This window comes from Micromonospora matsumotoense (assembly GCF_050951065.1).
Lineage (GTDB): Bacteria > Actinomycetota > Actinomycetes > Mycobacteriales > Micromonosporaceae > Micromonospora > Micromonospora matsumotoensis.
Genome location: NZ_CP192025.1, coordinates 673,880 through 688,022 on the forward strand (window position 1 = coordinate 673,880; position 14,143 = coordinate 688,022).

Below are 14,143 nucleotides of genomic sequence, written 5' to 3' on the forward strand. Positions count from 1 at the left end.
AAAAGTGGCTTCGGGTGGCCTGATTCCACCGGCTCGTGGGCTGGTGGGGGTGCCGGAGTTGAGGCACTATGCCCATGGACTCTGCGCAGCTCAAGCCCGGACTGGTAGGTGAATCGTGCCGCTGCCCCGTCGCATGGTCGTTTCCGGTGTGGTCGCCACTGTCGTCCTCGGCACGGCGGCGGGCGCGGTCCTCTGGGCGGGTCGGGACGACCCGGGCTACCAACCGCCGACGTCGCACGTGGTGCAGCCGGGGGCGCCCGGCCAGCCGGGCCGGCAACTGTCCAGCACCGACCTGGCGCAGGTCTCGCCGCCCGGGTTCACCGCCGCCGACAGCCTGTTCATCCAGGGGATGATCCCGCACCACACCCAGGCCCTGGCGATGACCGCGCTGCTGGCCGGGCGCACCACCAGCCCCGACGTGACGCTGCTCGCCAAGCGGATCGAGGTGTCGCAGGGCGACGAGATCGCCCGGATGCGGAGCTGGCTCGCGGAGCGGAACGTGCCGACCGCCGGCCCGCACGGCGGCGCGGGGCACGACGCGCTCATGCCGGGGATGCTCACCGCCGCGCAACTCGACCAGCTCAAGCAGGCGCGCGGTACGCAGTTCGACCGGCTCTTCCTCACCGTGATGATCCGCCATCACCAGGGCGCACTGACCATGGTGGAGCAGTTGTACGCGGGCGGCGGCGGGCTGGAGCCGGCGAGCGACCAGTTCGCCCGCGAGGTCAACGCCGACCAGGGCATCGAGATCCAGCGTATGCAGCAGATGCTGGCCAAGCTCGGCTGAGCCACCGCCCAGTCCCGCGCAGGCCCGGCTGCGGCCCCGGCCTGGCCCGCGTAGAACGGCCTGGCCCGCCCCGCCTCCAGGGGCGACGACGTCCGCTCGTGCATGAGAAGGCCGGGGCCTGCCCAGCAATGCTGGGCAGGCCCCGGTTATGCGTAGCCCGTCGGTCCGGCCGGACCGGGCGGGCTACCTGTCGAGCTGGTCGATCAGCACCTGGGCGTCGCGGACCAGCAGGTTGCGCGCGCCGACGGCGTTGAGGGCGCGGGCCTGGTCGAGGAAGGCGGTCAGGTGGGTGACCGCCTCCGCCGACTGGCCGCCGCTGGCCGCCGCGCCGGCCTTGCCGAGACTGGTGGTCAGCTTGTCGGCGTTGCCCGCGCTGACGGTGCCGGCGGACCGGTAGCCGTCGACGAGAGCCTGGAGGTCGGCGAAGGACGCCGTGGTGGTGAAGGTGACGGACCGGGTGGTGGTGTTACCCGCCTTGTCCTTCGCGGTCACCACGAGGGTGTGGCTGCCCAGCGGGAGGCTGGACAGGGCGACCGTCGCCCCCCGGGCCACCCGCTTGCCGTCCAGCAGCGCGCTGTCGGGGTTGATGCCGGGCCCGGAGCCGGTGTCGGTGATCGTCCAGTCCACCGTCACCGCGCCGGAGTCACCGTACGACGTGCCGTCGGTGAGCCCGGACACCTGCACGGCGGGCGCGGTCCGGTCGATCTTGAGCCACTGGCTGCCCTGCCGGGAGGTGTTGCCGGCACCATCGACGGCCCGGTAGCGCACCGGGCCCCTGACGTCGGCGCTGATCGTCGCGACGCCGCTGGCCGGCACGTCCACCCAGGTGACACCGTCGTCGACGGAGTACTGGCCGGTCCACATGCCGGCGATCAGGCCGGTGAGGGTGAGCGTGACGTCACCGGTGTACCAGCCGTTGCTGCCGGTCGGCTCGGCCGGGCCCACCGTGGCGGCGACCCGGGGGTTGAAGGTGTCCGCCAGGTCCACCACGGCCTGTCGGAGCGTCCCGTGCGGTGCGGCGTCGAGCTTGTCGGCCAGCGTCCGCAGCTGCGCCTCGGCGGCGAACCGCTTGCCGTCGGCGGCGAGCTCCCCGGCCCGGCTCAGGACCGTGTCGACCTCCGCGCTCAACGACTGGTCGATCGCGTCGGCCCGGACCAGTTGGTCGTGGTAGGCGCGGACGAGCGCGAAGCTCGGCGTCCAGCTGATCTTGGGCTGGCCCTGGGCGTTGAACCCGGCCAGCTTCACCTGGCCGGCGGCCTCGATCTCGGCTGCCGACAGGTGCCCGCTGGGGGTCAGCTTGAACACGTCGAAACCGCGGGCGATCTCGTTGCCGTAGAGGTTGCCGTTGTACCAGTACGCCGACCAGTAGCCACCCAGCACGAGCGAGTTCGCGTTGACCGGTCCCCGGTCGAAGAACGCGATCTCCCGCGGGTGCGCCGAGTCGGTGAAGTCGAACACCGAGATGCCGCCCTGGTACCAGGCCTGCATCATGATGTCGCGACCCGGCACCGGGATCAGCGAGCCGTTGTGCGCGACGCAGTTCTCCTGGAGCGACTGGGGCACCGGCAGCTTGTAGTAGCTGGCGAAGGTCATCTTCCGGTCGACGATGTCGAAGATGGCGTTGGCGCCCCACTGCGGCTGGTCGGTGTCGCGGCAACGGGCCCCGCCGCCGCCACCCCACTCGTCGGTGAAGATCACCTTGGTGCCGTCGTTGTTGAACGTCGCCGAGTGCCAGTACGCGAAGTTCGGGTCGGCCACCTCGTCGATCCGCTTCGGGTTCGCCGGGTCCGAGATGTCGATCAGGATGCCGTTGCCCTGGCACGCGCCGGCCGCCAAGCCGATCTCCGGATAGGCGGTGATGTCGTGGCAGGCGTTGGTGTTCGGCGTGGGCGACCAGGTCGACCCGGACGGGTGCCGGGGCGTCACCGGGCCGTTCTGGAGGCCGTCGACCCGGCCCGTGTTCGGGTCCTGGAACAGCCTCGGCTGGTTGACCACGGCGGCGTTCTGGGGGGCCGCCACCGGCACCTTGATGACGTCGATCCGCCACCGCGACGGGTTCTCCCCGTCGGCGGCGTTGTTGTTGCAACCCTCCATCGTGGTCGCCGGGCGCACGGATGCCGTACCGGAGACGTAGATGTAGATGTTGTCGGCGTCCCGGGGATCGGTCACCACCGTGTGGGTGTGCGAGCCACGGCAGAGTTGCACCCCCGCGACCTGCACCGGGTTGCGCACGTCGCTGATGTCGAAGATCCGCACGCCCTGGAACCGGGTGCCGACGTTGGGGTTCGTGCCGCAGTCGACCCGTCCCCGGGTCTCCTCGACCGACATGAAGAGCAGGTTGCCCTGGACCGAGAGGTCACCCTGCCCACCGGGGCACACCACGCTGGTGACCAGGGTGGGCTCGGCCGGGTTGGCGACGTCGGTGATGGTGAACCCGTTGTAGTTGCCCTGGAAGGCGTACCGGCCGCCGAAGGCGAGGTCCGAGTTGTAGTACCCGCCGTTGCCCGGGTTGGTCGGGTCGACGAATCCGGCCGGCTTGTCGCGGTGGGCAACCTGTTCGAGGTTGCTGATCGCGGACTGTGCGTCGAGCCAGCCCGCGCCGAGGCCGACGCGCGGGTCGGGCTCGGCCGCCGACGCCGTGCCGGGGATCACGCCGACCAGGAGCAGCCCTGCGGCTGTCAGGCCGAGCAATCGTCGACCCCGGCGTGCCCTGGGGGTTGAGGGAGTGGTCATGTATCGCCTTCCGATCGAAGGACCAGCCGCGACGTCCTATAGGGAGAAACGCGCCGCGTGAGTAAGGACCGTACCGATGATCAGTCGGTGGTCAAGACGCTCATGTGAGTTATGCACATGTTTGCGCGGCAAGGCGTGCGCAATCGCCTTCGGGCCGACCGCGCAGGTCACGACAGTCGTAGCAGCCGCCGGCCCGGTCCTTGCGCCAGTCGTCGAGTCGCCGCCCGCCCGCCACGCCCGGACCGTCCGCCCGGCGGACGTCCCCGAGCGCTCGCGTTCGGTTTCTGGCACCGTGGGTACGACGTACTGCGTCATCGGATGTCCGGTACGCCTTGACGAAGGGGGTTCGCGTGGAATTCACGATGGCGACCCGCCAGGAGGGTGCCGGTACGGTGGTCGAAGTCGCCGGCGACCTGGACATGAGCACCACCCCCCGGTTGCGGGAGCGGTTACGCGAGGTGGCGGAGGGCGGTGCCCGGGTCGTGGTGGTCGACCTGAGCGGCGTCGGGTTCATGGACTCCAGCGGCCTCGGCGCGCTCGTGGTCGCCTATCGCGACCTGCGGGACCGCAACGGCTGGCTCGGCCTGGCCGGGGTCCGCCGGTCGGTCCGCACGGTGTTGTCGATCACCTCGGTCGACCAGGTCATCGGCATCTTCGACACGGCGCGGGACGCCGAGGCGGCAGCCCGGGTGTCGTGACCGTCCTCAGCCGGGCGGGACGCTGGCCCGGCTGGTGTCCGCGCCGGCGGTGCTGCGGCGCGGCCCGTGACCGCCGTACCAGTCGATGATCAGCATGGTCGCGTCGTCGGCCAGGGCCGGACCGGCGGTGGCCAGCACCGCGTCCGACAGCGCCCGGACCGCCTCGCGGGGGTGCAGGTGCGTGATGTCGAGCAGGGCGGCCGGCAGGTCGAGGTCGGCGGCGTTGCGTTCGCGCATCCCGTCGGTGACCACGACCAGCCGGTCACCGGGCCGCAGGGCGATCTCCCCGCTGCGGAAGCCCGCCTCGGGGAACATGCCCAGCGGAAAGTTGCCGGGAAGTTCCAGTGCCGTGGTCCGGCCGTCGCGGACCAGGATCGGCGGGACGTGCCCGGCGTTGAGCAGTTCGCAGTGCCCGGTGGGCAGGTCGATCCGACCCAGCACCGCCGTCACGTAGGCGCCACGGACGTTGGCGTGCTGGGCGATGGCGCGATTGGCCTCGTCGGCCTGTGCGGTCAGACGCATCCCCCGACGGCGGGTGTTGCGCAGGCTGCCCACCCCCAGGGTGGCGGTCAGCGCGCTGGCGACCCCGTGGCCCATCGCGTCGGTGACACTGACGTGCAGCACGTCCCGGGCCACGCTGTAGTCGAAGGTGTCCCCGCCGACGCTCGCGGCCGGCTCCAGCCAGCCGGAGAGGGTGAACGCGCCGGACTCGCAGGTGAACGAGGCGGGCAGCAGACGGCGTTGGATCTCGGCCGAGAGGGTGAACGGGGTGCTGCGCTGCCCCCACTCGAACAGGTCGGTGTGCCGCCGGTTGGCGATTATTACGAACGCCAACGCGTGCGCGGTCCGGGCGACCCGGGTGATCACCTCGGCGTCCGGCTCGTCGGGCAGGTCGATCTCCAGCAGGCCGACGACCTCGCCGCGTTCGGTGACGGGTGCGAGCAGCCGCCACCGGCCGTTCCCGGGCAGCACCTGGGGGACCTGGTGGCGTACCGCCTGCTCGTAGGGCCCCCCGTCGAAGGGCAGCACCTCGGCCGTCTCCTCGTCCTGGAAGCGGCCCGGCCCGTCGGCGCCCGGTTGGTGGGTCAGCCGGACCAGGGCCCGACCGCTGAGATCGGCGATCAGCAGCGAGACGCCGAGCGCGTTCAACGCGGAGGCGATGGCCCCGGTGACCGCCTCGACGGCCTCGACCGGCGCGGCGTCCTCGGCAGACTGCAGCATCTCGGCCAGCACGATCTGCTCGCTGTCCTCCACCCGTCGAGCATAGGCACTTCCGGTGCCGTCCGCCTCACGGGCAGCCGGCGCCGGACACCGCGACGGTTGTCGCCGGCGTCCCCGGCCCTGGTGGGTCCACTGTCCCACCCCTTACCGGGTCGGCCACCCCCGTTCGCCGGTCGGCAGGGGTGTCCGGGTGCCGGGGCCGGCGCGGTCAGCGGCGGGCCAGGGCGGATTCGAGCCGCTGGATCAGCGTCTTACGGTTCTTGCCCCGGTGTTCGGCGCGGAGCGCGGCTCTGAGCTGTGCGGTGTCGAGGTCGCGAACGTGCCGGGTCGCCTCGGCGACGGTCAGCTCGGTGAGGGACCCGGCCGACGTGACGCCACGCCGGGCGCGTCGGGCCGGCCCGGTGTTGGCGACGTACTGCCGGCCGGACGTCGACGCCTTGCGCTTTCTGGCGTCGGTGGCGCGCTGCTGCTGCGGGGAGAGCTGCTTCCAGGCCCGGTCGGGCAGGTAACGGTCGGTCTCGCCGTCGTGCCGGGCCCTGGTGGTGCCCTGCCTGGTCCGCCACTTCTGGTCGCCCCAGCGCCGCAGGGACTGCTGCCGGTCGTCCCGTGGGCCCTGGTAGCCGCCGCCGCGCTTCTGGTACTCCCGGGTCAACAGCTGCGACTTGCGCGCCGACCACTGCCCCGGCCGACCACCCCGGTCACCGGCCCTGATCTCGTCCTTGAGTTGCTCCCGCAGCTCGGGCTTCGTGTACCGCGCCATGGGTGCGGAGTACCCGTGGTCGACCGCCGTACTCACCCCCGGTCGGCGACGAGCTGGCCACGTAGGGCGGCCAGCGTCCGGGTGAGGAGCCGGGAGACGTGCATCTGGGAGATGCCGACCCGGTCGGCGATCTCCACCTGGGTCAGGTTGCCGTAGAAGCGCAGGGTCAGGATCCGGCGTTCGCGTTCCGGCAGGGTGGCGAGGGCGGGGCCGAGGGCGACGTGGATCTCGACCAGTTCGAGTTCGTGGTCCTCGACGCCGAGGGTGTCGGCGAGTTCCATGCCGCTGTCGGTGCCGATGGGGGTGGACAGCGAGGTGGCCTGGTAGGCGCGGGCCCCCTCCAGCCCTTCCAGGACGGTCTCCTCCGACACGTCGAGGTCGGCCGCGATGTCGGCGACGGTCGGCGAGCGCCCCAGGGTGTGGGTGAGCGTGCTGTTCGCCTCGCTGATCGACAGGCGTAGCTCCTGGAGCCGGCGGGGGACCCGCACCGACCAGGTGCGGTCCCGGAAGTACCGCTTGATCTCGCCGACGACGGTGGGGATGGCGTACCCGGTGAAGGCGACGCCCCGCTCCGGGTCGAAGTGGTCGACCGCCTTGATCAGCCCGACCGCCGCGGTCTGGGTCAGGTCGTCGTCCTGCACGCCGCGCCCCGCATAGCGACGGGCCAGGTGGCGGGCGAGCGGCAACCACGCCTCGATGGCGCGGGCCCGCAGGGCCGGGCGGCGCGGGTCGTCGGCCGGCATCGCGGCCATGGTGGCCACGAGATCGTCGGCGCTGGCGGCGAGGTGCTGGTCGAGGTGGGCGGCGGTGGTCGGTTCGGACGTGGTGAGCATGCTGGGCCTTCCGCACGTGCCCGCTGATCGGAGCGACCGGAGACTTCTCCGCATCGGCTGACGCCGGAAGCACGCGGACGGGCTGCGCGCTGTCGCAGGGTCACGATCACGGGCCTGGCACCGCGTCATGTCGTCCATGTAGTGGACCGAATGCTACCCGAATGATCGATGAATTACCAGCCGAACGGCCGATGCCGGTCACCGGCTGAACGCCTCTCGCCGGCACGCGGTCATCCTGGGCGACTGGAAGTCACCGTTCGGACCGACCTCGGTGATGCCGAACTCGGCCGTCCTGGTATCCGGGGCCGCCCTCCTTGGCCACGCACTTACCCCAGACCTTCCGCAGGGCCTCGATCTCGTCGTTGGTCGCGTCGAGGGGATCAGCGGACGCTGGTCGTCGGGGGAGCCCGCCGGGCCGCACGACCCCGGCTCCGGACTCTGCAACGAGGCGACCCGGGAACTGCCGGTGGTTCCGCGGTCCTGACAGGTTTCTGAAGAACCGTCGCCATGCTCCCGGTGTGCCAGCAGAACAGCCACCAGCGCAGAGTCCACCGCGCCGCTTCAGTCGACGCGCGATCGTCCCGGCGGTGCTGATCCTGGCGATGTCGGCCATCGGGGCCGGCATCGCCTGGTCGGTCCACCGTGGCCCGTCCACCTCCGCCGCCGCCCCGCCGGTCACGGTGGAGACGGTGGCCGTCGTCCGGACCGACCTCGCCACCACCGTCTCGTTGACCGGCACCCTCGGTTACGGCCGGGCCGAACCGGTGAAGGGCGGTCGGAGCGGGACCGTCACCTGGCTGCCGTCGGCGGGGGCGACGATCACCCGGGGCAAGCAGCTCTACCGGGTCGACGACCAGCCGGTGCCCCTGTTCTACGGCGGCATGCCGCTGTACCGCGATCTGGCGGAGCCCGGCACGGTGGGCCGCGACGTGCGGATCGTCGCCACCAACCTCAAGGCGTTGGGTTACGGGATCGGCCGCCAGCCCGCGCCGGGGGAGAAGGTCACCCGGCCGGCGAAGGCGGGTCCCACCGCACCGGCCTCCGGGCAGCAGCAGGCGGCCTCCGGGCAGGGGGAGGCCGCCTCGGGGCAGGAACGGGCAGGGGCGGGGAGGGCAGCGTCCGGGCAGGGCGCGGCGGCGCCCACACCGGCCGCGGGCGGCACGGCCGCCACCTCGACCCGGGTCGTCGTCCGCAAGGGTGACGGGGTGCTGACCGGGTCGCTGATGCGGGCCATCAAGCGTTGGCAGCAGGACGCCGAGTTGCCGGTGACCGGCCGGATCGGCGTCGGCGACGTCGCCGTGCTGCCCGGCGCGGTCCGGGTCGACGCCGTCACCGCACTGCGGGGCGACGCCGCCGAGACGCCGCTGGTGACCGTCACGCCGACCACGAAGGTGATAACCGTCCTGGCCAAGGCGGCCGAGGCAGGCACGATCCGCCGGGGCGACCAGGTGACGGTGACCCTGCCGGGCGACAAGACGGTCGACGGCACGATCTCGGCGATCGGCACCACCGTCACGCAGGACGACGACGCGGGCCCGACCGGCGAGCCCACGCGCGCGGTCACGGTGACCGTGGACGACGACCTGGCCGGGATCGACGCGGCCGACGTCCAGGTCGACCTGGTCGGCGAGACCCGACCGGACGTCCTCGCCGTCCCGGTGGGCGCGCTGGTGGCGCTCAGCGAGGGCGGGTACGCCCTGCAACTGGCCGATGGCGGCCGGTTCGTCGCCGTCACCACCGGCATGTTCGCCAAGGGGATGGTCGAGGTCACCGGCGACGGTGTCACCGAGGACCTGAAGGTGGTGACCACCTCGTGACCGTGCTGGCCGTACGGGACGCCGCCATGCGCTATCCCGGTGGGGTCACCGCCCTCGGGGGCGTCTCGCTCGACATCGCCGAGGGGGAGATGCTGGCCATCGTCGGCCCGTCGGGTTCCGGCAAGTCGACCCTGCTGCACATCATGGGCACCCTGGACCGGCCGACCTCCGGCACGGTGCACCTGGGCGGGCTCGACGTCGCCGGGCTCTCCGACCGGCAGTTGTCCGCGTTGCGCGGGCGCTGGCTGGGCTTCGTCTTCCAGCAGTTCCATCTCACCGGAGGGCTGAGCGCGGCCGAGAACGTCGCCACCGGGCTGCTCTATGCCGGGGTGGCCCGCCGGCACCGCCGGTCGTTGGCCCTCGCGGCGCTCGACCGGGTCGGTCTGGCGCACCGCGTCACCCACCTGCCGCACCAGCTCTCCGGCGGGGAACGGCAGCGGGTGGCGATCGCCCGTGCGCTGGTCCACCAGCCCGCGCTGCTGCTCGCCGACGAACCCACCGGTGCCCTGGACACCCGCACCGGCCAGGCCGTCCTGGACCTGCTGTACCGGCTGCACGCAGAGGGCACCACCATCGCCGTCATCACCCACGACCGGGACATCGCCGCCCGCCTGCCCCGCCGGGTCGAGCTGCGCGACGGCCAGCTGGTCGCCGACTCCGGCCGGGTGGTGACAGCCCGATGACCACACCCACCAGCACGGGTACGCGGCAGACGCCGCACCCGCGTACCGCCCGCGAAGCCGCCCGGCCGGTCCGGCTGGCCGTGGCCGACCTGCTCGGTCTGGGGCTGCTCGGCATCCGTACCCGGCGGACCCGGGCCGCGCTGTCCGCGCTCGGCATCGCCATCGGGATCGCCACGATGATCGTGGTCACCGGGATCCCCGCCTCCAGCCGGGCCCAGCTGATGTGGGAGCTGTCCGCGCTGGGCACGAACATGCTGGAGGTCAGAGCGCTGCCCGACCAGGACCCGCCGGCGCTGCTGCCGAAGGAGTCGACCGGCATGGTGCGGCGGGTCGGCCCGGTGACGGGCGTCAGCGCGGTGGCCAACACCCACGCCCTGGTACGCCGTTCCGACCGTGCCGACCCGGGGGACGGCTCCGGCCTGACGGTGCTGGCCAGCCAGCTCGACCTGCTCCCGATCATCAACGCCCGGGTCCAGTACGGAAGCTGGCTCACCCCGGCGACCGCCCGGTTTCCCACCGTGGTGCTCGGCGCGGTGGCCGCGACCCGGCTGGGAGTCGTCGACGTGTCCACCGGAGGTGGCCCCGGCCAGCAGGTGATGATCGGCGACTGGTGGTTCACCGTCGTCGGCATCCTGGCCGGTGTCCCGCTGCTGCCGGAGATCGACCGGTCCGTGCTGGTCGGCTGGCCGGCAGCGCAGTCCGAACTCGGCTTCGACGGGCACCCCACGGTGCTCTACGTCCGGTCGCTGGAGCCGGCAGTGGAGCAGGTCCGGGCGGTGCTGCCCGAGACGGTCAGCCCGGAGAGCCCCGCCGACGTGCTGGTAAGCCGGCCGTCGGACGCGCTGGCCGCGAAGCGCGCCACGGAGAACGCCTTCTCGTCGCTGTTTCTCGCCCTCGCCGCGGTGGCGTTGCTGGTCGGCGGGGTCGGGGTGGCCAACACCATGGTCATCTCGGTGCTGGAGCGGCGGGCCGAGATCGGCCTGCGTCGGGCGCTCGGGGCCAACCGGGGCCAGATCCGGGGCCAGTTCCTCACCGAGTCGGTGGCCCTGGCGATGCTGGGTGGGATCGCCGGGACGCTGCTCGGAGTGGCCGTCACCGTCGGTTACGCCACGTACCACCACTGGCCGGTGGTGATCCCGCTGTCGTCGACGCTGGCCGGGCTGGGCGGTGCCGTGGTGGTGGGCGTGGTGGCCGGTGTCTATCCATCGCTGCGCGCCGCTGCACTGTCGCCGACCGAAGCGCTCGCCAGCGTCTGACCGCGGCGGAGCACCGGTGTCGGGTCCGGTGCCACCCGGGTGCCGGTGCGTGGGGTGACCGAAGATGTGCATCCGGTGACCGAGGAAATCTACGCGCGAAGCGCTAGACATTCTTGCTGGCGTCGGCTAACGTTCCTTCCGTTGACAGCAGAGATCGTCGAAGACGCCGACGAAGTGACCGAGCTTTACCCAGGGCCAGGACCCGTGTCGCGGCCCGCTCGGCACAGCGGTGGCAGCGTTGTCACCGCGCGAAGCACGACAAGAGTGAATTGGCATGTGAAGACCCTGACGTCATTCCAGGTCGGGGCAGACGGGTAGGCCGAGGCTGGTTCGGGGCTTACCCGGTAGGACAGTCCGTCGTACGTGGGCGGGGCCATGAAGTCGCGTGGGGCTCCGGCACCGGCGGGCAGCACGACCAGTACCCGAAAGATGAAGCAGAGGAAAGGGAGGGCCCGAACACCGTTGGATCGCCCGCCTCCAGGAAGCAGTGTGGTTCTGGAGCCGGACACCGCAGTTTCCATCGAACGAGAGGTGGTCTCCGGTCACGCTTATGCGATCCTCGCACCCCGGTCCGCCGATGGCGGCAGGTGTGGATACGACAATCCGACGAACCTGTCGGTAGATGGTGTTTTTGACCCGTAAACCCCGGGCCCCGGCGCTTCCGCGCCGGGGCCCTCGTCACGGAGAGGTGTGTGGATGGCCCAACCCGACGACATGTTCGATGACGAGGACTACCCCGCCTACACGATGGGCCGCGCCGCGGAGATGACCGGCGTCTCACAGGACTTCCTGCGTCGCCTCGACGAGGCGAAGCTGATCACCCCGGTCCGGTCCGCCGGCGGCCACCGCCGCTACTCCCGTTATCAGCTGCGCCTCGCCGTGCGCGCCCGGGAACTGGTCGACCAGGGCACCCCCCTGGAAGCCGCCTGCCGGATCATCATCCTCGAAGACCAGCTCGAAGAAGCCCTCCGGCGCAACCAGCAGGACCAGCGGCCGAGTTGATCGCTGAGCCCGCCGCCCCGGGTCGCGGCCGGCGGGCGTCCGGTCCGGGGAGGCGTCCGGTGTGGAGCTTGCGGGGTGGTCCAGCCGCCGCGGCAGGGCCTGGTGGTGGCTACCAGCGGTGTCCCCCGGTCGATCGCCCTGGGCGCCTCGTGTGTTAGCGGTCAGATTCATCGATGGGGCCAGCTTTCCGGAAAGTTGCGATTAGCTCGACCGATAGTTTCGAGGAGATCTGTCGGCCCCGGGTGCCGTCGGGTCCTGGCTGGGCGGCGGCGGACCCCGCTCGTGGCCGGCTTGGCCGACGCCTCGCCCGGCGACGCCGGAGCCTCACCCGACCTGCGGAAGAGCCGTCTGAGCAGGGGGAACGGCGTGGCGGCACGCGCGGAGGCCGGCCTGCCCCCGCGCGCCGGAGCCTGGGCGTGCCGGGTCGGACCTCCGCCCGGCGTGGGCCCGGCGACGGTGCGCCAGTGGGGCCGCTCCGGCCGCTCTTGAGCGTGACCGGTTGAGCATGCTATCGATAACCTGCTATCTTTCGGCCGGGAGCGAAGGGCACGTTCCCAGTCATCCCCGTCACTCGGCGGCGGTGCGCGAGGGTATCCCTCCCGCACCCCCTGCCAGTCGGTGAACAATCCGGGCCGCTCCACCGAGCCGTCGTGCCGCCCGCGCCGAACGGGCGCGTCCGCCCACCCGAGTCGACTCGCCCACGGCGAGCCGGCGGGTACGAGTCGTCCTCCGCATCGTGCTGGCCCCGTCGGGCCGGCCGGCGCTCGCCCGTTCGACTTCGCGTATCACCACCGGGACAGAAGACCCATGGCAAGGAGCCAAGCAATGGTGAAACACAGACACCTACTCCCGACCATCGCCGCTGCGGCCGTTCTCCTCGCGGCGACCGTCGGCGGCGCGCTCAACGGCGGGCTTCCCGCCACGGCGGAGGCCGCGACGAACGGCACCCTCGCGGCGACCGCAGGCTGCGGCAAGGTGCCCACGCTGACCAACGGGACGCGCACCATCACCAGCAGCGGACAGAACCGCAGCTACATCCTGCGGATCCCGGACGGGTACGACCGCAACCGCCAGTACCGGCTGGTCGTCGGCTTCCACTGGTTGAACGGCTCGGCGCAGAACGTCTCCTCGGCCGGTTACTACGGCCTGCTGCCGCTGTCGAACAACAGCACGATCTTCGTCGCCCCGCAGGGCATCGACGCCGGTTGGGCCAACACCAACGGCCGGGACCTGACCCTCTTCGACGACATCACCCGGCAGGTCGAGAACGACCTGTGTGTCGACACGAGCCAGCGGTTCGTGCTGGGCTGGAGCTACGGCGGCGCGATGAGCTACGCGGTGGCCTGCGCCCGGCCCACCGTCGTCCGCGCGGTCGCCGTGCTCTCCGGCGCCCAGCTGAGCGGCTGCAACGGCGGCACCCAGCCGGTGCCCTACTTCGGCATCCACGGCACCCACGACAGCGTGCTGAACATCTCGTTGGGTCGGTCGCTGCGTGACACGTTCGTCCGGAACAACGGCTGCACGGCGCAGAGCCCGCGGGAACCCGGCCTGAACACCTTCACCCACATCACCACCACCTACTCGGGTTGCCGTTCCGGTTACCCGGTGCAGTGGGCCGCGTTCGACGGGGACCACACCCCCAGCCCGGTCGACGGGTCGGGCAGCCCCAACGACTCGCGGACCTGGACCTCGGGGGAGATCTGGCGCTTCTTCAGCCAGTTCCAGTCCACCACGCCGCCCACCACGCCCCCGCCGACCACCGCCCCGCCGACCACGCCGCCGCCCACCACCGCCCCGCCGACCACGCCGCCGCCCACCAGCGGGCCCGGCGACTGCACCGCCACCTACAAGGCGGTCAACAACTGGCCCGGCGGCTTCCAGGGTGAGGTCACCGTGGCCAACACCAGCAGCCGGACCAGCGCCGGCTGGACCGTCGGCCTGAGCCTGGGCAGCGGCCAGGCGATCAGCAGCGTCTGGAACGGCGTCAACACCGGCACCACCGGCAACGTCACCATCCGTAACGCCGCGTACAACGGCGCCCTGGCGGCCAACGGCTCGACCACCTTCGGGTTCACCGCCACCGGCAACGGCACTCCGCCGCCCGGCAACATCACCTGCGCCATCTCCTGACCGCAGGCGGCACCAGGTAGGGCCCGGAGCCGGTCGGCTCCGGGCCCTCGTGCCGTCAAGCCCGCCGGAACCTGCCGGGGCCGGCAGGTCCCACCGACGTGCGGGGTCGCCGTAGCCGATGCCCCGCCCGTAGCCGCTCCGGTCGACCCGGCCGCAGATGTCAGGGTCGCCGGTGAGCGCCAGACCGCCGTACCGGCGCGGGTCGTCATTGATCCACACCCAG

11 protein-coding genes are annotated in these 14,143 nt (G+C 71.9%); 7 read left to right on the forward strand and 4 right to left on the reverse strand.

Annotated elements, in window-relative coordinates; genetic code table 11:
• Positions 1-115 precede the first annotated feature (115 nt).
• On the forward strand, positions 116-787 hold the full coding sequence (locus ACQP1S_RS03250) for a DUF305 domain-containing protein (protein WP_432902812.1): 672 nt from the start codon (positions 116-118) through the stop codon (positions 785-787).
• A 183-nt stretch (positions 788-970) separates the two neighbouring features.
• On the opposite strand, the gene ACQP1S_RS03255 is transcribed toward ACQP1S_RS03250, so the two are convergent.
• The gene (locus ACQP1S_RS03255; protein WP_432902815.1) at positions 971-3,478 is read right to left on the reverse strand and encodes an FIMAH domain-containing protein; all 2,508 of its coding nucleotides are present in this window, start codon (positions 3,476-3,478) and stop codon (positions 971-973) included.
• 392 nt (positions 3,479-3,870) lie between these two features.
• On the opposite strand from ACQP1S_RS03255, the gene ACQP1S_RS03260 reads away from it, so the two are divergent.
• Positions 3,871-4,218 (forward strand): STAS domain-containing protein, encoded by a 348-nt coding sequence (locus ACQP1S_RS03260; RefSeq protein WP_432902818.1) that lies wholly within the window; start codon positions 3,871-3,873, stop codon positions 4,216-4,218.
• Positions 4,219-4,224: 6 nt separating this feature from the next.
• On the opposite strand, the gene ACQP1S_RS03265 is transcribed toward ACQP1S_RS03260, so the two are convergent.
• From ACQP1S_RS03265 to ACQP1S_RS03275, 3 genes are all read right to left on the reverse strand, one after another.
• The gene (locus tag ACQP1S_RS03265) at positions 4,225-5,472 is read right to left on the reverse strand and encodes a PP2C family protein-serine/threonine phosphatase (RefSeq protein ID WP_432902821.1); all 1,248 of its coding nucleotides are present in this window, start codon (positions 5,470-5,472) and stop codon (positions 4,225-4,227) included.
• Positions 5,473-5,647: 175 nt separating this feature from the next.
• The gene (locus ACQP1S_RS03270; RefSeq protein ID WP_432902824.1) at positions 5,648-6,199 is read right to left on the reverse strand and encodes a hypothetical protein; all 552 of its coding nucleotides are present in this window, start codon (positions 6,197-6,199) and stop codon (positions 5,648-5,650) included.
• A gap of 32 nt (positions 6,200-6,231) precedes the next feature.
• Complete coding sequence (locus ACQP1S_RS03275; protein ID WP_432902827.1) at positions 6,232-7,032, reverse strand: RNA polymerase sigma factor SigF; 801 nt, start codon at positions 7,030-7,032, stop codon at positions 6,232-6,234.
• Between the two features lie 518 nt (positions 7,033-7,550).
• Between ACQP1S_RS03275 and ACQP1S_RS03280 the strand changes: the two genes are divergently transcribed.
• The 5 genes from ACQP1S_RS03280 (at position 7,551) to ACQP1S_RS03300 (ending at position 13,920) form a co-directional block, all read left to right on the forward strand.
• Positions 7,551-8,849, forward strand: coding sequence for an efflux RND transporter periplasmic adaptor subunit (locus ACQP1S_RS03280; RefSeq protein ID WP_432902830.1), 1,299 nt, complete (start codon positions 7,551-7,553; stop codon positions 8,847-8,849).
• A gap of 26 nt (positions 8,850-8,875) precedes the next feature.
• The gene (locus tag ACQP1S_RS03285; RefSeq protein WP_432907742.1) at positions 8,876-9,532 is read left to right on the forward strand and encodes an ABC transporter ATP-binding protein; all 657 of its coding nucleotides are present in this window, start codon (positions 8,876-8,878) and stop codon (positions 9,530-9,532) included.
• Entirely contained in the window at positions 9,529-10,788 is a 1,260-nt protein-coding gene (locus ACQP1S_RS03290; protein ID WP_432902833.1) for an ABC transporter permease, read from the forward strand. The genes ACQP1S_RS03285 and ACQP1S_RS03290 overlap by 4 nt, the downstream gene beginning before the upstream one ends.
• Positions 10,789-11,484: 696 nt before the next feature.
• Complete coding sequence (locus ACQP1S_RS03295; RefSeq protein WP_432902836.1) at positions 11,485-11,790, forward strand: MerR family transcriptional regulator; 306 nt, start codon at positions 11,485-11,487, stop codon at positions 11,788-11,790.
• Between the two features lie 825 nt (positions 11,791-12,615).
• A complete protein-coding gene (locus ACQP1S_RS03300) occupies positions 12,616-13,920 on the forward strand; it encodes a cellulose binding domain-containing protein (RefSeq protein WP_432902839.1) in 1,305 nt (434 codons plus the stop codon).
• Positions 13,921-14,143 lie beyond the last annotated feature (223 nt).

Bases quoted from the DNA above. Each gene is read 5' to 3' on its own strand.
- ACQP1S_RS03295 (WP_432902836.1), top strand. From the start codon at position 11,485: ATGGCCCAACCCGACGACATGTTCGATGACGAGGACTACCCCGCCTAC.
- ACQP1S_RS03285 (WP_432907742.1), top strand. From the start codon at position 8,876: ATGCGCTATCCCGGTGGGGTCACCGCCCTCGGGGGCGTCTCGCTCGAC.
- ACQP1S_RS03270 (WP_432902824.1), bottom strand. From the start codon at position 6,199: ATGGCGCGGTACACGAAGCCCGAGCTGCGGGAGCAACTCAAGGACGAG.
- ACQP1S_RS03300 (WP_432902839.1), top strand. From the start codon at position 12,616: ATGGTGAAACACAGACACCTACTCCCGACCATCGCCGCTGCGGCCGTT.
- ACQP1S_RS03290 (WP_432902833.1), top strand. From the start codon at position 9,529: ATGACCACACCCACCAGCACGGGTACGCGGCAGACGCCGCACCCGCGT.
- ACQP1S_RS03275 (WP_432902827.1), bottom strand. From the start codon at position 7,032: ATGCTCACCACGTCCGAACCGACCACCGCCGCCCACCTCGACCAGCAC.